At 61.6% G+C, this 22,923-nt stretch carries 21 protein-coding genes and 1 pseudogene; 10 read left to right on the top strand and 12 right to left on the bottom strand.

The window, feature by feature from the left end; all coding sequences use genetic code 11:
- The gene (locus ABSE61_RS27160) at positions 1 to 291 is read right to left on the bottom strand and encodes a hypothetical protein (protein WP_423874229.1); all 291 of its coding nucleotides are present in this window, start codon (positions 289 to 291) and stop codon (positions 1 to 3) included.
- 67 nt (positions 292 to 358) lie between these two features.
- Positions 359 to 1,264 carry a LysR family transcriptional regulator gene (locus tag ABSE61_RS27155; RefSeq protein WP_423874228.1) on the bottom strand — a complete coding sequence of 302 codons (906 nt, stop codon included), beginning with the start codon at positions 1,262 to 1,264 and terminating at the stop codon, positions 359 to 361.
- 181 nt (positions 1,265 to 1,445) lie between these two features.
- Between ABSE61_RS27155 and ABSE61_RS27150 the strand changes: the two genes are divergently transcribed.
- Genes ABSE61_RS27150 through ABSE61_RS27130 form a run of 5 tightly spaced genes read left to right on the top strand, consistent with a single transcriptional unit; the run spans position 1,446 to position 6,372 of the window.
- Positions 1,446 to 2,495: an ABC transporter substrate-binding protein gene (locus tag ABSE61_RS27150; protein WP_423874227.1), complete on the top strand. Its 1,050-nt coding sequence runs from the start codon at positions 1,446 to 1,448 to the stop codon at positions 2,493 to 2,495.
- Positions 2,496 to 2,523: 28 nt separating this feature from the next.
- Positions 2,524 to 3,318: an SDR family NAD(P)-dependent oxidoreductase gene (locus ABSE61_RS27145; protein WP_423874226.1), complete on the top strand. Its 795-nt coding sequence runs from the start codon at positions 2,524 to 2,526 to the stop codon at positions 3,316 to 3,318.
- Positions 3,319 to 3,330: 12 nt separating this feature from the next.
- Positions 3,331 to 4,764, top strand: a complete 1,434-nt coding sequence (gene allB, locus ABSE61_RS27140) for an allantoinase AllB (protein ID WP_423874225.1) — start codon at positions 3,331 to 3,333, stop codon at positions 4,762 to 4,764.
- A 4-nt stretch (positions 4,765 to 4,768) separates the two neighbouring features.
- Positions 4,769 to 5,599, top strand: a complete 831-nt coding sequence (locus ABSE61_RS27135) for an ABC transporter ATP-binding protein (protein ID WP_423874224.1) — start codon at positions 4,769 to 4,771, stop codon at positions 5,597 to 5,599.
- Positions 5,596 to 6,372, top strand: a complete 777-nt coding sequence (locus tag ABSE61_RS27130) for an ABC transporter permease (RefSeq protein ID WP_423874223.1) — start codon at positions 5,596 to 5,598, stop codon at positions 6,370 to 6,372. Before ABSE61_RS27135 ends, ABSE61_RS27130 begins: the two co-directional genes overlap by 4 nt.
- A gap of 99 nt (positions 6,373 to 6,471) precedes the next feature.
- Here the strand turns inward: ABSE61_RS27130 and ABSE61_RS27125 are convergent, their stop codons facing one another.
- The 3 genes from ABSE61_RS27125 to ABSE61_RS27115 all read right to left on the bottom strand — a co-directional run bounded on the left by ABSE61_RS27125 (position 6,472) and on the right by ABSE61_RS27115 (position 9,384).
- Positions 6,472 to 6,705, bottom strand: a complete 234-nt coding sequence (locus ABSE61_RS27125; protein ID WP_423874222.1) for a hypothetical protein — start codon at positions 6,703 to 6,705, stop codon at positions 6,472 to 6,474.
- A gap of 30 nt (positions 6,706 to 6,735) precedes the next feature.
- On the bottom strand, positions 6,736 to 7,974 hold the full coding sequence (locus ABSE61_RS27120; RefSeq protein ID WP_423874221.1) for a threonine ammonia-lyase: 1,239 nt from the start codon (positions 7,972 to 7,974) through the stop codon (positions 6,736 to 6,738).
- A gap of 72 nt (positions 7,975 to 8,046) precedes the next feature.
- On the bottom strand, positions 8,047 to 9,384 hold the full coding sequence (locus ABSE61_RS27115) for a DUF3100 domain-containing protein (RefSeq protein ID WP_423874220.1): 1,338 nt from the start codon (positions 9,382 to 9,384) through the stop codon (positions 8,047 to 8,049).
- A 128-nt stretch (positions 9,385 to 9,512) separates the two neighbouring features.
- On the opposite strand from ABSE61_RS27115, the gene ABSE61_RS27110 reads away from it, so the two are divergent.
- Positions 9,513 to 10,490, top strand: a complete 978-nt coding sequence (locus tag ABSE61_RS27110) for a LysR family transcriptional regulator (protein ID WP_423874219.1) — start codon at positions 9,513 to 9,515, stop codon at positions 10,488 to 10,490.
- Positions 10,491 to 10,506: 16 nt separating this feature from the next.
- On the opposite strand, the gene ABSE61_RS27105 is transcribed toward ABSE61_RS27110, so the two are convergent.
- The gene (locus tag ABSE61_RS27105; RefSeq protein WP_423874218.1) at positions 10,507 to 11,112 is read right to left on the bottom strand and encodes a hypothetical protein; all 606 of its coding nucleotides are present in this window, start codon (positions 11,110 to 11,112) and stop codon (positions 10,507 to 10,509) included.
- A gap of 275 nt (positions 11,113 to 11,387) precedes the next feature.
- Here ABSE61_RS27105 and ABSE61_RS27100 point away from each other — a divergent pair, with 275 nt between their 5' ends.
- Positions 11,388 to 11,795 carry a DUF4864 domain-containing protein gene (locus tag ABSE61_RS27100; protein ID WP_423874217.1) on the top strand — a complete coding sequence of 136 codons (408 nt, stop codon included), beginning with the start codon at positions 11,388 to 11,390 and terminating at the stop codon, positions 11,793 to 11,795.
- A gap of 19 nt (positions 11,796 to 11,814) precedes the next feature.
- Here the strand turns inward: ABSE61_RS27100 and ABSE61_RS27095 are convergent, their stop codons facing one another.
- Together ABSE61_RS27095 and ABSE61_RS27090 are read right to left on the bottom strand one after the other, a co-directional pair.
- Positions 11,815 to 12,441, bottom strand: a complete 627-nt coding sequence (locus ABSE61_RS27095; protein WP_423874216.1) for a class I SAM-dependent methyltransferase — start codon at positions 12,439 to 12,441, stop codon at positions 11,815 to 11,817.
- A gap of 152 nt (positions 12,442 to 12,593) precedes the next feature.
- Positions 12,594 to 13,829 carry an MFS transporter gene (locus ABSE61_RS27090; protein WP_423874243.1) on the bottom strand — a complete coding sequence of 412 codons (1,236 nt, stop codon included), beginning with the start codon at positions 13,827 to 13,829 and terminating at the stop codon, positions 12,594 to 12,596.
- Between the two features lie 205 nt (positions 13,830 to 14,034).
- Between ABSE61_RS27090 and ABSE61_RS27085 the strand changes: the two are divergent.
- The 3 genes and pseudogenes from ABSE61_RS27085 to ABSE61_RS27075 all read left to right on the top strand — a co-directional run.
- Positions 14,035 to 15,583: pseudogene (locus ABSE61_RS27085) on the top strand (oleate hydratase); the annotation flags it as partial.
- Between the two features lie 334 nt (positions 15,584 to 15,917).
- A complete protein-coding gene (gene flhA / locus ABSE61_RS27080; RefSeq protein WP_423874242.1) occupies positions 15,918 to 18,056 on the top strand; it encodes a flagellar biosynthesis protein FlhA in 2,139 nt (712 codons plus the stop codon).
- A 361-nt stretch (positions 18,057 to 18,417) separates the two neighbouring features.
- Complete coding sequence (locus ABSE61_RS27075) at positions 18,418 to 18,618, top strand: hypothetical protein (protein ID WP_423874241.1); 201 nt, start codon at positions 18,418 to 18,420, stop codon at positions 18,616 to 18,618.
- Positions 18,619 to 18,920: 302 nt separating this feature from the next.
- Here the strand turns inward: ABSE61_RS27075 and ABSE61_RS27070 are convergent, their stop codons facing one another.
- The 4 genes from ABSE61_RS27070 to fliI form a co-directional block, all read right to left on the bottom strand.
- Positions 18,921 to 19,856 (bottom strand): anti-sigma factor, encoded by a 936-nt coding sequence (locus tag ABSE61_RS27070; RefSeq protein WP_423874240.1) that lies wholly within the window; start codon positions 19,854 to 19,856, stop codon positions 18,921 to 18,923.
- Between the two features lie 119 nt (positions 19,857 to 19,975).
- Positions 19,976 to 20,521: a sigma-70 family RNA polymerase sigma factor gene (locus tag ABSE61_RS27065; protein ID WP_423874215.1), complete on the bottom strand. Its 546-nt coding sequence runs from the start codon at positions 20,519 to 20,521 to the stop codon at positions 19,976 to 19,978.
- 236 nt (positions 20,522 to 20,757) lie between these two features.
- Positions 20,758 to 21,177: a flagellar export protein FliJ gene (fliJ, locus tag ABSE61_RS27060; protein WP_423874214.1), complete on the bottom strand. Its 420-nt coding sequence runs from the start codon at positions 21,175 to 21,177 to the stop codon at positions 20,758 to 20,760.
- A gap of 106 nt (positions 21,178 to 21,283) precedes the next feature.
- The gene (fliI, locus tag ABSE61_RS27055) at positions 21,284 to 22,609 is read right to left on the bottom strand and encodes a flagellar protein export ATPase FliI (RefSeq protein WP_423874213.1); all 1,326 of its coding nucleotides are present in this window, start codon (positions 22,607 to 22,609) and stop codon (positions 21,284 to 21,286) included.
- Positions 22,610 to 22,923: the final 314 nt, after the last annotated feature.

The following is a 22,923-nucleotide window of genomic DNA, read 5'->3' as shown; positions in this document are numbered from 1 at the left end:
TCAGTACCGCGACGTTTTCCGATCGGGATCGTCCGCATAGGGCGGCGGCCATATCTTGCAGTCGAAGCTCTTGCCGATCGCCGGACAGATCGGCTCGGACGGAGCGTAGTATCCGGCGGTCGGCTGAGCCGGACCGATTGACCACGCCGCACCGAGATGTTGCCTGTGTCCGCGATGTTTCTTGATATGCATATGCTTTTGGGCCGCCTCGGCCGGCGTCACCGCGGGAGCCACGACCAGCGCGGTCGCGCAAATGGTCAGCATTGATAGCCGGATCGCAAATGGGCTCATGAGCTTCTCCTCCCGATCCAAGGATAAACCCGAGCGGACGGAATATATTCGTCGCCTAAAACTAAATTTAGGAAGCCTTGATGTCGTGCAGGCTCTTGGACAGGGTTTCCGAGAAGGCCGCGGCCGCAATGGGTAGCACCCGGCCGCGCAACTGGCACAGCACCAGCTCGGCGGTCGGCACGTCGCGGGTATCGATCGGACATCCAACCAGGCTCATACCGAGATCGCCGGAGGGCGCGCCGATCTCGATCTGAAACGAGATCGCGTTGCAGCGATACACCAATCCCCTTAGCATCTCGAATGAATTGGATTCAGCCATCACGTTGAAGCGCAGATCGCGCCGCGCCGAAACCTCGTCGAGAATTTGCCGCCCGCCGAGCGAGCGATCCGGCAAGACCGCCGGGTAAGCGGCGCATTCGGATAACCGCACGGATTTCTTCCCCGCCAGCGGATGGTCGGCGCGAACGACCGCGACCAGCCGCTGCGGGACGCTCGCGATGACACGCAAGGTCGGCCGCATCGACGGGCGGAAAATCAGCGCCAGATCGACCTCATAGGCGGCGAGCGCGGCCAGGGCCCGTTCGTGGTCGATGGTCTTCAGGTCAAACGTCACGCGCGGGTGCTGCTTCTGAAAGCCCGCGATGCGCGAGGCCAGGAAGTCGAGCGCCAGCGCCTGGCTGCAAGCCATCAGCACCGGACCCCTGCGCAAGCCTCGCAAATCCTCGACCTGCGATTTCATCCGCTCCGCGTCGGCCATCTGGCTTTGCGCGTAGCGCACGAACATTTCGCCGGCGGTCGTCAGCTTCACCCCGCGCGGACGCCGCTCGAACAAGGGCGTGCCGACTTCGGCCTCGAGATCCTGAATGCGCCGGTTCATGGCCGATGGCGTCAGGTTCAACTGCTCGGCGGCTTTCCGGATCGAGCCGGTGCGAGCGACCTCCACGACATGGCTCAGCAGTCTCAAATGGCGCATGGTTCCGGTGGTCCAATTCCAGCGAGTGATGCCTTTTTTGCACCGCTCAAGTCAAAAGATAGCAACAGATTTGCTCACTGGAAAGGCGTAGTTTTTGGTCTGTAGTCTTTGCATCAATGCGGCTTCGGACGGAAAAAGCGAAGCCTGAAAACCATCTGCTTCAGCCACAGGGGAAAATCCGATGATCAGGACCCACGCATTTCGTGGAATGCAGGCGCTCGCCCTCGCTCTCACCCTTACCGCCGGCTTTGGAGCCGCGGCCCAGGCGCAGACCAAAATCAGGATGGTGCTGAACTGGAAATATGAGGGGCCGCAGGGAATGTTCTTCCTCGCCGACGACCGCGGCTATTTCAAACAAGAGGGCATCGAAGTCTCCTTCGACCAGGGCAATGGCTCCGGCGCCGCGGTCCCCCAGGTCGCCAATGGCGCCTATGACGCGGGCTTCGGCGACATCAACGCGCTGATCGAGCTCGCCGCGAAAAAACCCGAAGACGCGCCGGTCGGCGTGTTCATGCTCTACAACCGACCGCCGTTCACGGTTGCGGTAAAGGCCGACAGCCCGATCAAGACCCCCGCCGACTTTGTCGGGCGCAAGCTCGGCGGCGCCGCCAATGACGGCGCGCTGAAACTGTTTCCGGCGCTGTGTGCCGCGACCAAGATCGACTGCACCAAGGTCGAGATCGTCAACTTTCAGCCCAGTCTGCGCGAGCAGATGCTGATGCAGGGCCAGGTCGACGGCGTGTTCGGCTACGTCACCACCATCCGCTTCAGCGCCAAACTCACCGGCATCGATCCCGACAAGCAGATCCGCTTCATCAAGTTCGAGGACTACGGCATGGACCTTTATTCCAACGCCATCATCGTCTCGCGCAAGCTCGTCAAGGAACACCCCGAAGCCGTGAAAGGCTTCCTGAAGGCGATCAATCACGGCATCAAGGACGCGATCGCCGATCCGCAGGCCGCGACCGACGCGGTCGCCAAACGCGAGCCCCTGATCAAGCCGGCGATCGAGCGCGCACGCATCGATGCGACGATGGCGGACGAAATGAGCCATCCGGAAATCGCCAAGATCGGCATCGGCGACATCAGCGACGACCGCATGGCGAAGGCGATCGACATCCTGGTCAAGGCCAAGGAACTGCCGCGCACGCCCACCGTCACCGAAATCTTCGACCGCAGCTTCCTGCCGCCGGCGAGCGAGCGCCCGACCTCCGTGCGGCCCGCGACCTGACGCATCATCTCAAAAACGGACCAGAGCCATGAAACTCTCGCTAGAAGATCGCGTCGTGATGATCACGGGTCCCGCCAAAGGCATGGGTGCAGCGGTCACCCACGCTTTCGCGCGCGAAGGCTGCAAACTGGCGCTGATCGGCCGCGACACCGACGCGATCAAGCCCGTTGCCAAAGAAGTCAGGTCCCACAACGGCAACGCCATCGTGATCGCTTGCGACCTCACCGATGCGAAACAATGCGACGCTGCGGCCGCGGCCACCAAAGAGGCGTTCGGCGGGCGGATCGACGTGCTCGTCAATATTGCCGGCGGCTCAGGCCCGATCGGCAAGACCGGCGTGCAGACGACGCCGGAAGAGTTCGACGAGATCGTCACGCTCAACATGAACGGCTGCTTCCACACCATGCGCGCGGTGCTGCCGGCCATGATCGACCAGTACTACGGCAAGATCGTCAATGTCGGAGGCACCTTCGGCATGCGCGGCCGCGCCGGACGCGTGGCGTATTCGGCCTCCAAATGGGGGCTGCGCGGCATCACCAAGAGTTTTGCGCTCGAAGTCGGCCAGCACAACATCAACGTCAACTGCGTCGCGCCGGGCATGGTTGACGGTCCCCGTTTCCGCGAAAAAGTCTGCCGCGACATGGCGCAAAAGCTCGGCATAACGGAAGAAGAAGCCGCGCAACGGCATGCCGCCGACTATGCGTTGAAGCGCATCACCGTCGATGACGACGTCGCCAACGCCTGTCTGTTTTTTGCCAGCGACGTCTCGCGCCAGATCACGGGTGTCGACTTGCCGGTCGACGGCGGCTGGGCGATGCTGTGACGAGAGGCCATCATGACCAATCCTGACAAAGCCGATCTCGTCATCCTCGGCGGTGTTCTCGTTTCGCCGGATGCGGAAGTTCGCGCCAGCATCGCCATCAAGGACGGGAAAATTCACACGATCGGCGCGCGAGAGGCGATGCCGGCCGCAACCGAGACGCTGGATGCGACCGGCATGCATGTCCTGCCCGGCGCCATCGACGTCCACGTGCATTTCCGCGACCCTGGGTACCCGCACAAGGAAGATTTCGGCAGCGGTACCGCAGCCGCTGCGTTCGGCGGCGTCACCACCGTGTTCGACATGCCGAACACACTGCCGACCATTGCCGACGCCGAGTCGCTCTCCGCGAAACACAAGATCGCGTCGGAAAAGGCGTACGTCGACTACGGCCTCTACGCGGTGCTCGGCGAAGAAAGCCTCGAACACATTCCCTCGCTGGTCGAAGGCGGCATCATCGGCTTCAAGTGCTACATGGGGAACACGTTCGGCCGCATCCCCTCCCCCTCCACCGGCGCGATGTTAGAGCTGTTCGAACTCGTCGCTCCGACCGGAAAACGCATTTCGCTGCATGCCGAGACCAACTCGATCATGGAGCGACGGGAGCAACGTTTGCGTGCCGCCGGCCGTACCGAGCCGATCGCGCATCTGGCGTCGCGCCCCGCAGTTGTCGCCGTTGAGGCGGTCGCACGCGCGGCCATCCTGGCGGAATGGACCGGCGCGCGCATTCATGTGCTTCACATCTCCTCGGCCGCCGAATTGCGGCCGCTGGCGGAAGCCAAGGCGCGCGGCGTCGATATCACCGGCGAGACCTGCCCGCATTATCTGTTGCTGTCGGAAAAGGACTACGAAAAATCCGGCGGCGTCGTGCGCGTCAATCCGCCGGTGCGCGAAACGCCCAACCAGCAGCCGCTGTGGAACGCGCTTGTTGACGGCACCGTCGACATAGTCGCGACCGATCACGCCCCGCATACACCGGAAGAAAAGACGCGCAACGACATCTGGACCGTCGATTGCGGTTTTCCCGGCGTCGAGACCCAGATGCCGCTGATGCTGACCGAGATCAATCGCGGCCGCGCCACCATCCGCGATTACGTGCGCTGGAGCGCCGCCAATCCTGCCAAGCTTTGGGGACTCTATCCGCGCAAAGGCACGCTGACGGTCGGCTCCGACGCCGACATCGCGATCGTCGACATGAACCGACGCTGGACCATCGACGACGCCAAAATCCAGTCGCACTCGAAAATCTCGCCGTGGCAGGGCTGGCAATGCACCGCGTTGCCGATCCACACCATCGTGCGCGGCAACTTTGTCATGAAGAACCGCGTGCTGAACGAACAAGCCCGCAGCACCGGCCGTTCGGTCCATGCGATCCAGCGGATGCCGACGCCGTCACCGAAAAACACCGACGCCACCATGGCCGCGATCACCGCCGGCAAAAAAGGCTAGCACGATGTCCGATGCGCTCGCGCTGCCGGTAGGGAATGTCATCGATCTCGAAAAAGTCCGGGTGACGTTCGGCGGCGCCAAAAATCAGGTCACGGCGCTGGCGGAAACCTCCTTGCGCATCAGCCATGGCGAATTCGTCGCCCTCGTCGGGCCTTCGGGCTGCGGCAAGTCGACCATTCTGAAACTCGTCGCCGGCACGCTCAAAGCCACCGAAGGCCATGTGTTCGTGGCGGGGCGCGAGGTCGGCGCCGAGAGCGCGCGGGTCGGCATGGCGTTCCAGAACCCGACGTTGCTGCCCTGGCTGAACATCCGCGACAACGTCATGATGCCGCTCAAGATCGTGCCGCCGTTCAAGAAAGAGTTTTCCAGCAAAAAACGCACCGAGTACCGCGACCGCGTCGAACAGTCATTGGCTCGCGTTGGCCTCGCCGGCTTTGGCGACAAGTTTCCCTGGCAATTGTCCGGCGGCATGCAGCAACGCGCCTCGCTGTGCCGCGCCTTGATCCACGATCCGACGCTGCTGCTGCTCGATGAACCCTTCGGCGCGCTCGACCAGTTCACCCGCGAAGAATTGTGGGAAATCATGCAGCAGTTGTGGATCGACAAGCGTCCCACCGTTCTGCTTGTGACGCATGACCTCAAGGAAGCCGCCTATCTCGCCAGCCGCATCTGTGTGATGCAGGCAAGGCCCGGACGTATTGTCGACGACTCTGTGGTGCCGTTCGAGCGGCCGCGCATCATCGACATTTCCTTCCAGCCGGAATTCGTCTCGCTCACCCAGCGGCTTCGTGAACGCATCATGGCCGCCCGCGCCGTCCAGGAGGCACAATCATGAACGAGACCACCCGCCGCCGCATCCTGTCGATCGTCTGCATCATCGGCTTTTTCATGGGCTGGGAGGTGCTGTGCCTGATCTTCAATGTCTCCGACATCGTGCTGCCACGGCCGAGCCAGATCCTGATCACGCTATGGACCCGCTTTCCGGCGATCTGGCCGCACGCGGTGCAGACGCTCTACACGACGCTGGTCGGGTTCGCGCTCGGCATTATCATCGGCGTGCTGCTGGGAATCCTGATCGGCTCCTCCCGCCTCGCCTATGACGTCGCCTATCCGCTGCTGGTGGGGTTCTCCTCGATCCCGAAAGTCGCCGTGGTGCCGATCTTCGTGTTGTGGTTCGGCGCCGGCACAGTGCCTGCCGTCTTGACCGCGATGATCATGTGCATCTTTCCGATCGTCGTCAACGTCGCCACGGGGCTGGCGGCCACCGAACCGGAGCTGCAGGACGTGATGCGGACGTTGCGGGCGACGAAGTGGGAAATCCTCTGGAATATCGGGCTGCCGCGCACGATGCCCTACTTCTTTGCCTCGCTGAAAGTCGCCGCCACGTTGGCATTCGTCGGCGCAGTGATTTCCGAGACAGTGGCCTCAAACCGCGGCATCGGCAATCTGATGATGATCGCAAGCTCGAGCTTCGACGTGCCGCTGGTATTCGCGGGCCTGTTCATCCTCGCGGCGCTCGGCGTGGCGCTCTATGCGGGCTTTTCGCTGATCGAAGGCCGGGTGACGGGCTGGGCGGTGCGCAGCGAGACGTTTACGGGCGGCGGTTAGAGCGCCGGCGCTGCTTCGCCTGAAGAAAACACGTCATCTGCAATGGCGCCATCTGGCTTAAGCGGACTTCAATTAGCTGACGAACTCGCGCGGCGATCTTTATGTCATCATTTCTTGCGATCGTTTTAGGTCCTCTTTAAGTTCAGGAAACTTCGAGATGAGTTTCGGTAGGATTTCATAGTCAATTTCTTTTATCACGTTGGCGAAGACGGCAAAGACAGCCTCCTTGACGTCGCTGTCGCAGAAATTCTCAGCGACGTAGAAAGGCAGATTTAGCTGTTCAACCAGGACGTCGAACGATTTCATTAGAAGTCTAGCATCTCTAACGTTCATAGGTGTCTCCTTCAGAAATCGAAACGTCGGTTAGGTATTTGCATCCACCCGGATGTCCGCCGCGCGCAACGCCCCGATCGTCGACGCGAGATGAGAGCGATCACGTGTCTCGATAACAACTTCGAGCACCACCGCTTTGGCCGGCAGATCGGTGAAGATTCGTTGATGGGAGACTTCCACGATGTTGGCGCCGGCATTGCTCAGTACCGCGACAACCGCGGCCAGTTGACCCGGGCGGTCGACAATGTCGAACCGAAGCCGCGACAGGCGGCCTTCGCGCGCGAGTTGGCGGGTCAGCACGCCTGACAGAAGCCGCGTGTCGATGTTGCCACCGCTCAGCACCAGGCCTAGCTTGCGACCCCTGAAGCGATCGGGGTCGGCGAGCACGGCGGCGAGGCCGGCCGCGCCGGCGCCTTCGGTGACCGACTTCTCGATGGTCAGCAACAGACTGAGCGCATGCTCGATATGCTGCTCGGTCACCAGAACGATGTCGTCGACCAGCGCCCGCACAATCTCGGAAGTGATCGCGCCCGGCGCCTTGACCGCAATGCCTTCCGCCAGCGTATCGCCGCGCATCGGCAGCGACTGCGCCTTGATCAAATTATACATTGACGGGTAAAGCGTGGCCTGCACGCCAATGACCTCGATGTCCGGCTTGAGCGACTTGGCCGCGACCGCGATGCCGGAGATGAGACCGCCGCCGCCGATCGGCACGATCAGCACGTCGAGATCAGTCACCGCCGCCAGCATCTCGAGAGCGATCGTGCCTTGGCCTGCGATAATCAGGGGATCGTCGTAGGGATGGATATAGGTGAGGCCACAGCTCGCGCCGTGTTCTTTTGCCAGATTGGCGGCGTCTTCCAGTGTCGCGCCGCCTTCGATGACGGTTGCACCATGACGGCGGGTGTTCTCGATCTTCACGGTCGGCGTGCCGGCGGGAACGAAGATGGTCGCCGGAATTGAAAGACGCGCGGCGTGATAGGCCACGCCCTGGGCGTGGTTGCCGGCGGAAGCCGCAACCACGCCTTGCCGGCGCTGATCGGCGGACAAAGCCGAAAGCCGGTTGAGCGCCCCGCGCTCCTTGAACGTCGCGGTGAACTGCAAATTCTCGAATTTGAGCCAGATATCGGCGCCGGTGATGTCCGACAGCGTCCGGCTATGGTCGAAATTCGTTCGCTTGACGAAACCGGCGAGCGTCACTGCCGCGGCCTCGACGTCGCGGAGGGTGACCGGCAATTTTGTCGGGGATGTTTTCGTATTCTTGGTCATGGCATCAAGTCTCGGATGACGTCAACGCGGGCAACATCGGCGGTCTCCGCCGACGACATCTATCTTACCATCTCAGTGACCAAAATATTGGGCGATCAGGGTCGCGCCAATGAAAGTGCCGGCATTGGCCATCAGCGACGTTACCACGATCGGCCAACCGAGCTTGCGGAACGCCGGTATGTCCTTGGCGATCGACAACCCCGCGAACGCCAGCATTGGCGTGGTCAACGCCAGAAAGTTGATCTTTCCGGTCCACGCGGCGATCGCAGCCGCGTAGGGGACGCCGGGGTAGGTCGTGATCATGCCTGCCAGCGAGACCCAGCAGACTGCCGGAATGCGCGAGCCGGTCGATCGATAAAGCATGTATCCGACAGCCACAGTCACGAGCATGATCGCCAATCCCGGCAACGCATCCAGCGGAGCGTTGCTGTAGGCCAGCCAATTTCCGATCATCGCGAGAGCACCTGTCGCGATCCAGGCGATCGCACGTTCCGGCCCTGAAAGTTCTATCCGGGCAACGTCCATCACGGCGTCAGCGCCCGCATCGGTCGATGGGACCCGCGGCTTGAGCCCGATACGACCCAGCACCGGTTCGAGCACGCCATAAGACCAGTTCGCGAACGGCAACGACACGAACAGCGTGAAGTAGGTACCGATCGTCGTCGTGATCAGGTTGCTCGCCGCGGCAAATGCCGCGACCTCCTTCGCGATCTCGGAGGGCTGCTGCGCGGCAATCGCCGCAGAGGCCGCGGCCATCATGCTGCCCGAGCCGACACCCGCGCCCATCGCCAGAGCAGACGGCCGGAAGATACCAAGTGCTGCAACAAAACCTGCGAGCAGTCCAATAAAGACAGCGCCGACCACCGTGCCCGTGATGTATTCGGCGAGCACGCCGCGGCCTTCAGGAGAATCCATGCCGTATTTTTCGCCGATAATCGCAAGGCTAGGCTCACGGCCGACGGAGAAGGTGGCGCCGACGGCCTCGCGTCTGATGCCGAGCAGGAGTGCAACCGGCAATCCGAAGACCATGGTGCCGAAGAAATGACCGAGTTCCTGAAGCAAGAGCGCATAGCCGGAAGTAAATATCTTCGGCAGCGACGCGCCGACAAGAAGGCCCAGCTTGGCAATGAACAGCAGCAACGCCGATTGCAGAACAGCGGACGCATACCATTGCGAGCGAGCGTCCATCTTCACGACCCGAGGAAGATGGTCCTTTGCAAGGCCGACCGCGCATCCGAGCAACAGCGCCCACAATAGCGGCAGCAGCACGATCTGGCCGGGCCCCGCCTGAACGGTAAAGCTCCCGATCGACTCGGCCGCGACCACGATGAGCAAGGCCAGCGCCAGTACCCGCGAGCGGCTGCCAACGTCGAGACTTCCGGTGTCGAGCAGCACGGCTGAAATACTCATCGAGGCGGCCTTCCCTGTTCGGTGCGCCGGCATGATTGCGAATTCCGCTGTTGCGTGATATGGCCGTGTTCGGATTTTATCGTTGCATAAATCGCAACGCTTTACCCTCAACCATTCTGATCGTTGCAATGCCCTCGGATTTCGACCAGGAACGACTTCACTATCTGCGCCAGGCCGTCAGGCTCGGGAGCATCCGCGGCGCGGCGGAGCGGTTGAACGTCAATCCCTCGACGGTCAGCCGGCAGATCGCACTCCTGGAAAAGCAGGTATCGACGACGCTGCTGGAGCGGTATGGCCGCGGCGTCCGGGCAACGGAAGCCGGCCAGTTGCTGGTCGAATACGCCGGCATTCAAGACTCCGCCCGCAAGGATACGCTGGCGAAACTCGCGGACCTGAAGACGCTCAAACGCGGCCATATCGAACTCGTCACCGGCGAAGGCTATATCGGGGACCTGCTCGGAGGACCGCTTCAGGAGTTTTGCCGGCGCTTTCCCGATCTGACATTTTCGCTGGAAATCACCGGGACCGACGGCATCGTGCAGGCCGTCATTGAGGGCGAGGCGCAGATCGGCATCGTCTATTTCCCACCCGCCGACCGGCGATTGCAATCGCACGCCAGGATCCGACAGCCTATCTGCGCCATCGTTCACCCGAAACATCCGCTGGCGAAATTGGGACGCGCCCCGAAACTGTCCGACGTGGCGCTCTATCCGATCGCCGAATTACGGGGGTCCTTCGGCACCCAGAAGCTCATGGAAGTGGCAGCGGCATCCGAACGCACCAGCTTCAATCCCGTCGTTCGGACCAACTCCTTCCTGGTCCTGAAGAGTTTCGTTTGCGCCAATCTCGGCATCGCCTTCATGCCGGCATTCGCGGCCGCCAGGGAGGTGCAGGATGGAGAAGTGATCGCGCTTCCGATCGATCATCCGCTTCTGCGGAGCGCCGAAGCCCACATCATCACCCGCCACGGCCGCAGATTGCCTCCGGCCACGCTCGGCCTCTTGCAACATTTGATCAAGCGCATGAAGGCTTTCGAGCCCTTCGTCGCCAACAAATCACGACCGCACCGCGCCAAGGCCGCCAAAAAGGCCGCCAAATTCGCGTAAAGCGTTTCGAAATTTATCAGGCCGCGTGCTGGGAGCGGTCTTCGGCGTCTTCAGCAGCGCCTGAATCCGCCATGACGCGCTCGAGGTGCGAGGCGCTGGCTTCGCACCTCACCTGCGAGACGATATTGCCCGACTTTTCGAACGCCGCCGCGAGCGATTCAAACTGGGCTTTCGCTACCCGCAAGGTCGACAGCGGCACGGCAATCGAGCCGAAGGGAATCGCGGGAGGCGCCGCCTTGATCGCTGCGAGTTCCGCCTCGGCCGCTTCGGCGCGCGATAGAAATTCGCCTTGCCGCCGCTCCATCTCGACAACGATTTGATTGGCGTGCGACTGCTGCTCGGCGAGCTTTGATTTCAGCGCGAGGATTTCGCGCCCGAGCTCACCGATCCTGGCCTCGAGCGTCTTGCGCGTCTCGGCATTCGCATCGCCCCGGATGCGCTCGACCCCAAGCAGCTCCCGCGTCTCCTTCAGGAGTTCGGCCTGCGCTTCGAGTGTCGTGGCCGCGCGGAGCAGATTGTCCGAATTGCTGCCGCTCGACATCAGGTCGGCAAATCTGCGCAAGAACCGCAAACTATCTTCTGTTTCGTCCGGCGTCGGCAACGTCGAAATGAGATCGGTCATGAAATCCAAAAGCTGAATGCAAAAAGAGAAGGCCTCAACACCCGAGGCGAATCACGCTGAAATAAAGTCTAGCAGTGACACTCAATTGACGATGAATACAAGAGTCGTGCCGAAGACCGCGTTCGCCTGCCCAATCCTTCTACTTATCCCGCCTATTTCGGCATCAGGCGGGACAACGAAGCTCTCACAATCGCGTGGAAGACGGCTCGCCCCGTTTGCGCGACCTCCCCGCCGGATATAGGCTCGAACATTGCCATCGCGTGCGAGCCGATCCCATGCGCATCATCGCTTTGCTCTTCGCGTTTCTGATCGTCAGCGTTTCGCCAGCCGTCGCCGGTGATGACGTCGCCGCTGCGCAAGGTATCATCCGCTCGCAGGCCGAGGCCTTTGCCCGCGACGATGCGGCAGCCGCCTATGCCTACGCCGCGCCGGAAATCCACGAATTGTATCCGCAGGCCGACGCCTTCCTCGGCATGGTCGCGCACAGTTATGCCCCGGTCTATCGCCACAAGAGTTTCGAATTCGGCGAAGCGGTTTCAGCTGATGGCAAGATCGCCCAGCAGGTTCACATCGTCGATGCCGACGGCGTGCCGTGGGAAGCGCTTTATACGCTCGAGCAGCAAGGCGACGGCAGCCTCAAAATCTCAGGCTGCGCGCTGATCAAGACCGGCCAGGGTGTGTAAGAGGTAGAATTCTGGAGGGCTATGGGCGCGAAGGCTTTTGCGCGATCATCCATAGAAAGGTCGCCGCTTCATTATCCTGTTCAACCAGTTCAGACAGTTCGAGAACAAGCCCGGCATCCCGAATGATCTGTTCGGCCTCGCTCGGATCGCTGTGGCTGAAGAACATGGGCACGCCCAGCCAAGACCCCGTCCAATCTCCGGAAGACGCTCCGAGACTGGCTATGAAGATACCCCCGGGCCGAAGCCATTCGGAAATGCGACGGACAAGAGTGCGATGCTCGTCGCGGGGCACGTGCGTGACTGAGTAGAACGCACAAACGCCGTCGAAAGTGTCTGGCGCGAAATTTAGCGAACCCATATCTCCCTGCACGAAGGTTGCCGCTGGCACATTGCGACGGGCGCGCTCGATTTGACCGATCGAGATATCGACGCCAGTTACCTCGAAGTTCTGTTCAGTAAGTGCCTTTGCAACTGGCACGCCAGCGCCGCATCCAAGATCGAGTACGGCGGCTCCCGGCGGAAGTCGCTCGATGAATTCATCGAGTTTCCTCTGACGAACCGACGATACACCGAACAGTTCGAGGTAATCGTCGGCTACGCGGTCGTAGCCTATTGAAACCGTGCGCTTGACATCGTCGTTTTCCATACGCTCCGATCCCCATGATGAAACGAACGGCTCGGGCAGCGTTTGATTTGCGCCGTTCGCTAACGGCCTCGCTATCGCTCGGCCTGCTCGGGCAGCGTTTGATTTGCGCCGCTCGCTAACGGCCTCGCTATCGCTCGGCCTGCTCGGGCGCGTTACGCCATCGCCAATCGTTGCCGGGCGCGGATCAATAGCCCGACCATGATGGTGATGTTGAGCGCATTCCAGGCAAGCCCGTTGAGGAACGCCGCGCCATAAGAGCCTGTGGCATCGAAGATCACGCCCGACACCCAGCCGCCGAACGACATCCCGAACACCGACGCAAATATCACGATGCCGATACGCGTGGCGGCTTCCGACGCCGGCATCGCCTCGCGCACGATGATGGCATAGCTCGGCACGATACCGCCCTGGAACAGGCCGAACATCGCGGAGATGATGTAGAGCGAGACGAGGTCATCGAAAAACAGGTACATCAACAGCGCCGAGCCCTGCGCTATCGAGCCGATCAGAAGGGTGCGGATGCCGCCGATCTTGTCGGCGAGAAAGCCTGAGCCGATGCGGCTGACGATGCCAAAGCCCAGCATCAGCGACAGCATCTGCGCGCCGCGCGCCACGCCATAGCCGAGGTCGCCGCAATAGGCGACGATATGCACCTGCGGCATCGACATCGCCACGCAGCAGGAGATGCTCGCCAGCGACAGAATGGCGGTCAGCGCATTGGTGGAAAGCCGCAGGTCAATCCGCGGCGGCGGCGCATTGGCATGGCTGCGCCGAATGCCCGCCCCCATCAGCATGCGCAGCACGATCAGCGCCAGCGTCATCGCCACCGCGGTGAAAATCCCGATCGCGATGTGGGTGGGACGCCAGCCGTAAGTCTGCATGCCCCAGTTGACGATGGGCGGCCAGATCGTGCCGCCGATGTAGTTGCCGCTGGCGGCGATCGCGACGGCGAGTCCGCGATAGCGCTCGAACCAGTGCGAGGCTTCGGCCATCAGCGGTCCGAACGTCGCCGCCGATGACAGGCCGATGAAAAAATGCAGCAGGATGTATTGCCAGATCGCAGGCGACAGCCCGGCGCCGACATAGCCAACGCCGAGAAGACCGATGCCGACGCCGATCGCGATAACGATGCCGTGGCGGTCGCTGATCTTGCCGGTCACGACCTGGCCGATGCCGAAACCAAGCATCACCAGCGTGAAGGCGAGCGAGGCGGTGCCGCGCGCCACGCCGAATTCGGCCTGGACGGCGGGCAGCGTCACCACGACCGACCACATGCCGACGCTGCCGAGCGAGCCGATCAGCACAGCCACGGCAAGCCGGATCCATGCCCGGCGCGAATCGGGAATGAACAGCGGCGAAGGTCGGCTTAGATCAACGGAAGTGTCCACGGCGCGGGCAACTTGGTCGGCACGCTGCTCAAGGTCAACCCACATTGCCGCGATATTAGGCATGCATATGCAGCCACGACGGCGCGATTTTCCGATTGATCCAGCTCAACCTGTGAGGCTGCGGCCTCTGAACAATGCGCGGCAGTGGCCGGGTCCGGAGACGGACAATCCGACTTGGCATTTTTCCAATTGACCGGATTCTCCAATGAAAGCTCACTTTATCGGCGGCGGCATCGGATCGCTTGCCGCGGGCCGCCTTCCTGATCCGCGACGGCGGCGTCGCCGGCACCGACGTCACCATCTACGAGCAGTCGCCCTTGCTCGGAGGCAGCCTGGACGGCGCCAGACTTTCGGACGGTTCATACTCGTTGCGCGGCGGCCGCATGCTGACGACAGACCTCTATGAATGCACCTGGGACCTGCTCTCGCCCATTCCCTCGCTCGCCCATCCCGGGCGCTCGGTGCGGGATGAGACCATCACCTTCAACGAAGAACACCCGGCCCATTCGCGCGCCCGTCTGGTCGACCGCAACCGCTTCAAGGTCGATGTCGCGGCCATGGGCTTTACCATGCACGACCGCATCGAACTGCTGGCTCTGGTCGAAGCCTCGGAGGACAAGCTCGGCAACAGCCGCATCATCGACTGGCTGTCGCCGCCATTTTTCGAGACCAATTTCTGGTACATGTGGCAGACCACCTTTGCCTTCCAGCCCTGGCACAGCGCGGTCGAGCTCAAACGCTATCTGCATCGCTTCATGAACGAGTTTCCGCGCGTCGAGACGCTCGCCGGCGTGAAGCGCACAGTCTACAACCAATACGACGCGATCGTTCGGCCCCTGACGAAGTGGCTCGGCGAACAGGGCGTGCGGTTCGAGCGCGGCGCCCGGGTGGTCGATATGCAATTCGCGGACGCAGGAGGCAAGCTCGCGGTCAAGACTCTTTCGATTGAACAGGACGGTGCGAGCCGCAAGGTCACGCTCGACGACGACGGCCTCGTGTTCTTCCAGAACGGCTCGATGACGGACGCCTCAGGTCTCGGTTCGATGACGGCGCCGCCGCCGCGGCTGACCAAGGCCGATGGCCGGGGATGGGAACTCTGGGAGAAGATCGGGATCGGCCACCCCGAATTCGGCAATCCAGCCGCCTTCAACGCTTCGATCCCGGAATCCTACTGGGCTTCCTTCACCGTCACCTGCCGTGACAGCCGCTTCTTCGACCAGATGCAGGCGTTTACCGGCAATGAAGCCGGCACCGGCGGCCTCCTCACTTTCAAGGACTCCAATTGGCTGATGTCGGTCGTGCTCTATCGCCAGCCGCATTTTACGGATAAATCAGACAACGAGCAGGTGTTCTGGGGCTACGCTCTGCACCCGGACCAGGTCGGCGACTTCGTCGCCAAACCGATGTCGGACTGCGGCGGTGCGGATATCCTGCGCGAACTGTGCGGCCATCTGAACTTCGATTCGGCCGTCTTCGAGCAGGCAAGCTGCATTCCTTGCCGGATGCCCTACATCACCAGCATGTTCATGCCGCGCCAGAAATCCGACCGGCCGTTGCCAGTGCCGGCAAATTCCAGGAATCTGGCTTTTGTCAGCCAGTTCGTCGAAATCGCGGACGACGTCGTATTCACGGTGGAATATTCGGTGCGGGCGGCGCAGATGGCGGTCTACCAACTCCTGAAAATCGCCCGTCCCGTGCCTGCCATCACCCGTCACGACCGGTCGTTTAAAGTCGTGATCGAAACCCTGGAAAGGCGTTCGCCTGATTGCAGCTCTCGTTTGCGCAAAGCGCGAAGCGAACCCGGAATCTCGAGATTTCCAGATGTGCGACAGCACATCTGACTGGCACTAGCGGCGAATGGCCGCCATTTGCGGCCGATTCGCCGAAATCACCCCCGCATTAACCCTTTACTAACCATACACCGGGCAAAATTTGCCCAGTTGCGAAGTCGAGTGTCGTCAGCCGCGTAAAACGGGGGAGTACTCCGTGGACGCCAGTGCGGTGCCTCACTTTCGAAACGGTGGTCCTGCGGCCGCCGCGCAGACGTTTGGCCGCCGTGAACGGCAGTCGCGAGAGGGTGTAGGCTCCATGGTTGACGTCACGGCAGGTCAGGGTGTCGCCGCCCCCTCGACCAACTTCCCGAGCCTCAGTGAAATCGGCGCCATCCTCAAGCGTGGCGATCTCGCGCTCGCCTTCGGCATCCTCACCATTCTGGTGGTGCTGATCCTCCCTCTGCCCTCGATCGTGCTCGACCTGTTTCTGGCGATCTCGATCACGCTGTCGATCCTGATCCTGATGACGTCGCTGTTCATTCAAGCGCCGCTGGAATTCTCGTCGTTTCCGACGATCCTTCTGATCTCGACGATGCTGCGGCTGTCGCTCAACCTCGCCTCGACGCGGCTGATCCTCTCGCGCGGGCATGAGGGCACGGACGCGGCCGGCCACGTCATCGAGGCCTTCGGCAGCTTCGTGATGGGCGGCAATTTCGTCATCGGCATCATCGTCTTTGCGATCCTGGTGATCGTGAATTTCGTCGTCATCACCAAGGGCTCGGGCCGTATCGCGGAAGTCGCCGCCCGCTTCCACCTCGACTCCATGCCGGGCAAACAGATGGCGATCGACGCCGATCTCTCGGCGGGGCTGATCGACGAGAAGGTCGCCAAGGAACGCCGCAAGGCGCTGGAAGACGAAAGCGGATTTTTCGGCGCCATGGACGGTGCCTCGAAGTTCGTGCGCGGCGACGCGGTGGCGGGCTTGCTCGTCGTGTTCATCAACGTGGTCGGCGGCATCATCATCGGCGTGGCGCAACAGGGCCTGAGTTTTGCCGAAGCCGGCCACACCTATACGCTGCTCACGGTCGGCGACGGCCTGGTCACGCAAATCCCGGCGCTGATCGTCTCGACCGCGGCGGGCCTGCTGGTCTCCAAGGCCGGCGTTTCCGGCGCGGCCGACAAGGCGCTAATGAAGCAGCTCTCCGGCTACCCGCAGGCACTCGGCATGTCGGCCGGCGTAATGCTGGTGCTTTCGCTTCTGCCGGGCATTCCGATGCTGCCGTTCCTGGCGCTCGGCGGCGGCGCGGCCGTGCTGGCGTTTTCGGCGCGCAAGCGCAAGCGCACGGCGACCGCTGAGGCCGCTAGCGCTGCGGCGCCGACCCCTGCAGCGGCGGCCGCCGCCGCGGCGGCTGCGGCCGAAGAGCCGATCTCGGCAGCGCTCAAGATCGACGATCTCAAGATCGAACTCGGTTACGCGCTGCTGCCGCTGGTCAACGGCCCCGACGGCACCGACCGGCTGACCGAACAGATCAAGGCGCTGCGCCGGTCGCTCGCCATCGAGATGGGCTTTGTGATGCCCTCGGTGCGCATCCTCGACAATGTGCAGCTCGAGGCCAACACCTACATCATCAAGATCAAGGAAGTGGATGCGGGCACGGGGCGGATCTGGCCCAACCAATTCATGGCGATGGACCCCGGCGGAAGCCAGGTCGACGTGCCGGGCATCCACACCACCGAGCCGACCTTCGGATTGCCCGCGACCTGGGTCGATGCCAGCCTGAAGGAAGAAGCCTCGCTCAAAGGCTATACCGTGGTCGATGCCGCCACTGTGATGTCGACCCATCTCACCGAGCTATTGAAGAACAACATGTCCGACCTGTTGTCCTATGGCGAGGTACAGAAACTCCTCAAGGAACTGCCGAAGGAGCAGGGCGAACTGGTCAAGGACATCGTGCCGGCCCAGATCACGATCTCCGGCATCCAGCGCGTGCTTCAGCTTTTGTTGGCCGAACGCATCTCGATCCGCGATCTCTCCACCATCCTCGAAGGCGTCGCCGACGCGCTCGCCTTCTCGCGCAACCCGGCGACCGTGGTCGAACATGTCCGCGCCCGCCTGGCCCGCCAGATCTGCGCGCAGAACACCTCGATCAACGGCTATCTGCCGCTGATCGCGCTGTCGGCGAAATGGGAGCAGGCATTTGCGGAATCGCTGATCGGCCAGGGCGAGGAGCGCAGCCTCGCGATGCAGCCGTCACGCCTGTCCGAATTCATGACGATCGTGCGCGAACGGTTCGAGCAGGCCGCACGCGAGGGCGAGGCGCCGGTGCTGGTCACGTCCGCTTCGATCCGGCCCTTCGTGCGTTCGCTGGTCGAGCGTTTCCGCGCCCAGACCACCGTGCTGTCGCAGGCGGAAATCCATCCCCGCGCCCGGCTGAAAACCGTCGGCAGCGTCTAGCCAGATTCCAAGCCCGAAAGCCCCAGGAAGCCCTTGGCCCGCAAACCTTGGCCCGCAAATCAGTGCGGCGCAGCGCTTGTTTTTTAGCCACAGGCAACTGATTTCTTGATTTTCTGTAATCTGCCCGTTTTAAAATTTCACCATGACAAAATTCATAAATATCTGTAATTGCTACGATTTTTATGATTTTATAGCTTTTTGGCGCAAAATAGCTCTCGAAAGATCACGTATTATCACTGCCTTGTGATCGCCTCTTTGGAAACAACGGGCTAGTTCCTACGTTTCTAGACACAAGATAATGAACCTGACGGCGGGTGATCGCGACGAATCCGGCAAAGGGGTAGGCGGCAGGAGGCTTGTGATGAACTACTCGATTTACAGCGCTGACCGTACGACGCACCTCAAGATCGTCGTGATGGCGCTCGTCGCAGGCATAGTAGTGGCAGGTTTTGGAATTTCGGCTCGCACGTTCTCAGACGACGGCTCGACGCAAACCGCGCGGGTCATCAAAGCAGGCAAGCCGGTGGTGGTAACCAGTTCGAACACGTCGGTGGTAAGATAAGAGTTTTTGCGAATTCACGCGGCGCTTTACCAGCCCCCAAAACGCAGCGTGGATAATGGAAGACCCAACTGTCCCCAAGTTGGCCCCACGAAAACGCCCGCCCCCCACGGGCGTTTTCTTTTTGTGGGATAGCTTTCGTGAGTCCCCTCCCCTGCAAGGGGGAGGGTTAGGGAGGGGGGCAGAATTTCGGATGGATATTTGATCCCCACCCGCTTTTGCTCTTGGCAGAGCAAAGCGACCTCCCCTTTTCAAGGGGAGGTTGGCCGATGCGGCTTCACTTGAAAATCAATCAAATTGTCGATTTAACGCGGCGGCGGCACGGTTTCGATCAGCTTGCCCGCAAAGATCGGCGTCGAATGCGGATTGCCGTCCGGCGATCCACCGGCCTGCTCGACCGTCACGGCGTAAGTCGCAGCCCTGACCAGCTCGGGATCATACGACGATAGCACCGGACGCGAGGTGAAGTCGTTGGCGCCGATCACGCCGAGCGAGCGCGGTTTCGGCAGTCTGTCTGAGATCAGCCACAGTTCGAAACTCGAGCCGGGTTCTGCGGCCGCGCCGACCTTGCGCACCGTGAAATTCCTCGTCGCTTGGTCCACCGTGAGAATGAAGGCCGGTCCGCCCCCATCCTTCTGAAGCACGGCCACATATTGTCCCGACGCTCTCGGCGCCGGTGGCGGCGCCTGGACCGCTGCCACCTGCGTCTTCGGCTTCGGCCGCATGCCGTCGGGAAGCAGGTCCGGTAGCGAAACCCCGACACCGATCATCACGACCAGCGCCGCCGCAATGGCCGAGGTCGCGGTCGCAATCATGCGCCAACGTTGAGCACTTCTGGCCAGACGGATCACGTTGGAAGGATCGACAGCAGAAGCGTCGATGCTTGGCGTATCGACGCTAGGCATATCGACGACAGCGGGGGTAGCGACGGGGCCGACAACCCCGTGTGACGCCAGAGCCTCGGCTATGGCGGACAACGACGCAGATTCCGGGGGCTCGACCTGCGACTGGCGTTCGACGTGACCGACCGCGGCTCTGATCTTCTCCCACAATTCCGGCCGCGGCTCGACCGAACCGACCATCTGGTTGAGGGCACCGAGCTTGTGCTCCCATGCGACGACCACCGCTATGAAGCCCGGATCGGCGGACATCATGGTTTCGACCTGCGCCCGCTCGTCGGCATCGAGTGTGCCGAGCGCGTATTCCGCGGCGAGCGCGATATGGTCCTCGCTATAGGCCATCATCTAAAATCCAAATCACTCCTCAAAGTCCAAACCATTCCTCAAGGCACTGCTAGTGTGGCGGTTCAGAAGTTCGAAACGTGGCTTCGTAAAATGCTACGAACTTCGGAATCGGGACCCTAGAGTCCGAGACACTCCCTGATGTCCATCATGCTACGACGCAGCCATGTCTTCACCGTGTTCACCGGCGCCGCGAATTTCTCCGCCAGTTGATCGCGGCTCCAGCCGTTGTAATAGGCGAGCAGCACCAGCTTTTGACGATCCGGCTCCAGCCGGCCGACGCACTCCAGAAGCCGCTTCAGGTCTTCCGTCATCTCCCGCCGCGCCAGCGGATCCGGCGTGTCGGCTGCCACTTCCATCGCAGACGGCTCGTCTTCGATCGACGCCTCACTGCGCTTGCGCACGACATCGATCGCCCGATTGCGCGCAATCGACGCCATCCATGTGATCGGCGAAGATTGCCCAGGATCGAACGATCCGGCGCTGTGCCAGATCTTGACGTAGGCTTCCTGTATGACCTCCTCTGCGAGATCCTGTCGCCGCAAGATACGGAGAACGACGCCGAAGAGTTTCGCCCGCGTGGCGGCATAGAGCCGCTCGAAAGCGGCCTCATCACCCTTCGCCACGGCGGCAATCAGCCAGACCAGCTCAGCTGGCGTCAGCATTTAGCGTCCCCCAAATCGCGATGCCCGTCGTTTCCGCATGCATCAGCGTGTCGTATCACATCTTGGGCCAAAACCGTCCATCGGGAAAGCGGCCGGAGTTCCGATTCCGAAGTGCGCACGGCATCGCGTGGGCCGCTTTCGCAACACCCGGACGGTATAACGCCAAGCCAAAAACCCGGGTCTTGGAAGACCCGGGTTTCGACAATTCAAAACGGCGTTGTGAGCGGCGAAAGGTTTTAGGCGATCGCCCCGATGCGCGCACGCATCAAACCGATGCTGTCGAGATCGGCCTGTTCGCGGGCGCTCTCTTCGGCACGCTCACGTGCCTGATCGCGTTCGTCGAGCAGTTCGACCTTCTTCAGTTCATCGAAGGCCTCAGAGAGAAGACCGCGCGCGTCTTCGAGCTGGACGCGCAGCTCTTCAGCGGAACGGGTCAGATTTTCCCGGCGCTGGATCGCGGCCTTGGCATAGGTCGGATAGGCAAAATGCGAGGGATCATTGATTCCAGCGCGTTCCTGTTCGGTCTGGATTTCGCGCTCCAGGTCGACCGACATGCGCTGAAAGTCAGCGATCATGCCTTCGATCTGCGAGACCCGACGGCGCTTTTCATCGACCTGAAACTTCTTCAGACGGATCAGCGTTTCACGTGACTTCATCGACTCGTACTCCCCAGAAGTCCCGATTTACTCGCGGGACAGGGCCGGCTCCCCACTGGGGCCCCGCCGGCATACCAACTGTGGCGCGGATGATGGCCTGACAAAGTTAGCGTTCCGTTTCCAAACCCTGAAGGATTCGCTGTAACCGCCCATAACCGTCTTTAAGGCCAGTCGATTCGTCCTTGGCCTGACGCAAAAAGGCCTCGATCGGCTCGTGGAGGCGGATCGCCTCGTCAACCTCCGGGCTTGAGCCTGCTTTATAGGCTCCGAGCCGGATCAATTCCTCCATGTCGGAATAGGTCGACATCACCTGGCGAGCCTTGGTGATAACCGGGAGAAAGGCCGGATCGGCCGATTTCGGCATCGTGCGCGAGACCGACTTGAGAATGTTAACCGCCGGAAACCTTCCGCGCTCGGCAATCCGCCGCTCCATCACGATATGGCCGTCGAGGATGCCGCGAACCGCATCCGCAATCGGCTCATTATGATCGTCGCCATCGACCAGCACCGTGAAGATGCCGGTGATGGTACCCCCGCCGGCGCCGGGGCCTGCGCGCTCGAGCAGCTTCGGCAGTTCGGTGAACACGGTCGGCGTGTAACCCTTGGCGGTCGGCGGCTCGCCGGCGGAGAGGCCAATCTCGCGTTGGGCCATCGCAAAACGCGTTACCGAATCCATCAGGCACAGGACGTCCTTGTCCTCGTCGCGAAAGTGCTCGGCGATCGCAAGCGTAAGGTAGGCGGCTTGCCGCCGCATCAGAGCAGGCTCATCGGAGGTCGCCACCACCACCACCGAACGCGCCAGGCCCTCATCGCCGAGATCGTCCTGTAGAAATTCCTGCACCTCGCGGCCACGTTCGCCGACGAGCCCGATGACGGTGATATCCGCATCGACGTTGCGCGCCAGCATCGACAGCAGCACCGACTTGCCGACGCCGGAGCCGGCAAAGATACCCATCCGCTGGCCGCGGCAGCAGGTCAGGAATGTATTGAGCGCCCGCACCCCGAGATCGAGCGGGTTGCCGACCCGCTTGCGGGAATGCGCCGGCGGCGGCGTATTGCGAAAGGGCACGGGAGAAGCGCCTTGCGTCAACGGCCCCTTGCCGTCGATCGGCTCGCCCATGGCATTGAGAACCCGTCCCAGCCACAGCGGCGACGGCCGCACCTGATTGCCGGAATTGCCGATCACGGCGCGGCAGCCGCGCCTCACCCCGTCGAGACCGGCAAATGGCATCACGACGGCGTTGTTGCCGGTAAAGCCGATGACCTCGCAGGGGATGAGGCGGTTGCCGCCGGTATCGATCACGATACGCGCCCCCACGCTCATGGCGTGGATGGGGCCTGCGATCTCCACCATCAGGCCGCGAACCCCGACCACGCGGCCATAGATGTTGATGCCGTCGATATCGCCGATCTGTTCGGCAAGCGCCTTCATTGCGAAAACCTTAAGTTTTCGCGACTTAGCGGCCGGACCTTAACTTGGTGTTTACCCGCATCGTTAATCATTACGTCACTGTCTTTGGTGACTGAGGACGCTCGACCTGCGAAGGAAGGGCGAGTCTTGAGAGTCGGTTAAACCCGCCTCTTAATGTAGAGCTTGAGCGAGATCGGATACGAAAAGCTGCTTCGACGCAATATCTTAGGGCGATTCGAAAAAAATTGCACTGAAGTATCTTGCGGATCAGAATCAGATTTTGTTAACCATATCTCGTCAGGATCCGAATCAGTTGTTCAAAGGCGTTTTGAGTG

The sequence above is a fragment of the Bradyrhizobium sp. genome, from assembly GCF_049519115.1.
GTDB lineage: Bacteria > Pseudomonadota > Alphaproteobacteria > Rhizobiales > Xanthobacteraceae > Bradyrhizobium.
The sequence above is the reverse complement of the archived record's forward strand: the minus strand, read 5'-3'. Positions and strand labels throughout refer to the sequence as shown.